The organism is Streptomyces sp. LUP30 (assembly GCF_001746365.1).
Lineage (GTDB): Bacteria > Actinomycetota > Actinomycetes > Streptomycetales > Streptomycetaceae > Streptomyces.
On record NZ_MJAJ01000119.1, the window covers coordinates 1 to 1,030 of the forward strand.

General features: G+C 68.3%; 2 protein-coding genes and 1 pseudogene. 2 read left to right on the forward strand and 1 reads right to left on the reverse strand.

All coding sequences use genetic code 11. The annotated features are described in order from the left end of the window. Nucleotides 1-212 (reverse strand): annotated as a pseudogene (locus tag BG482_RS39870) (hypothetical protein); the annotation flags it as partial. A gap of 83 nt (nucleotides 213-295) precedes the next feature. Here BG482_RS39870 and BG482_RS39875 point away from each other — a divergent pair. Both BG482_RS39875 and BG482_RS39880 read left to right on the forward strand, forming a co-directional pair. Further along, entirely contained in the window at nucleotides 296-553 is a 258-nt protein-coding gene (locus BG482_RS39875; protein WP_069740712.1) for a hypothetical protein, read from the forward strand. Between the two features lie 77 nt (nucleotides 554-630). Next, the coding region (locus tag BG482_RS39880; protein ID WP_141746734.1) for a hypothetical protein at nucleotides 631-1,030 on the forward strand (400 nt) is incomplete at its 3' end.

Here is a 1,030-nt window from a genome sequence, read left to right on the forward strand (position 1 = left end):
CGCATCGGCGCGGGTTCGGGGCGCGTGGGCAATTCCGCGCCGGGCCGTCCCGCGAACCACTCCCAGAGTTGGCGGGTGATGTTGCTGCGGTCGCTTCCGACGGCGTGGGTGGCCGCGTCGAAGTCGGCCACCAGTTCGTCGGGGATGCCACGCACGACGCGCTGCTTGTGGCGGTGGCGGTGCTGCTTGCGTCGTTCTTCGTCGGTGGCCATGGGCCAATCATGCGGGGTGGCTTGCCACCGGTCAAGCCGTCTGCCATAGTGGTGGCAAGCCACCAAAGAGCAGGGAGACCACGATGAGCGTCACGACTCGCGAGCAGGGCACGACCAAGGTTGCGGAGATGGCGGCCAAGCTCAGCGACGAGGCTCTCTGCCTCGCCTGGATGGGCACCGAGAACAAGCCCGTGACTCAGGAACTCGCCATCGTGCGCGGCTGGATGATGGACGAGCTCCACACCCGCCTCGGTGACGACCTGTTCGACGAGTGGCTGGCGGGCGACGAGAACGGCGACACCCTCAACCCGCTCGCCTTCCTGGCCCTCGCGAGCAAGTGACCACTCGATACTGTGACGCCCCGGCTGAGGAAAGCAGCCGGGGCGCCGCCCGTACCGTATCGAAGTAGGAGGCGACCATGACGATGAAGCCGCACCCCTCGGAACAGGAAGCCGCCGCAACTCTGGCCCGCGAGTGCACCGACCACGCGGCGGTCATTCTCTGGTGCGCCGACCGAGTGCGATCCGTGGACGACAGCGAGACGGCCCAGGATGCGGCGGACCACCTGCACGGCCTGTCCACCCGGGCGCAGGTCGACTCCTCCCCCGTGACGGACCGGGCCGCCATCATCCGCTGGTGCGCGCAGCAGATCCACTCCATGGGCGGTGACGCTGACGTGGAGCGGGCCGCCGAGTACCTGGACGACCTTGCGACCGAGGCGCTTTGGGTCCAGCACGACGAGGCCGTCTCTGTCCGGCAGGAGGGAGAACAGCGGAGCTGCGGCTACACGAAGCGGCACCCCTCGCACACGTTCATGC

Coding starts and splice junctions, on each gene's coding strand:
- BG482_RS39875 (WP_069740712.1), top strand. CDS start 296: ATGAGCGTCACGACTCGCGAGCAGGGCACGACCAAGGTTGCGGAGATG.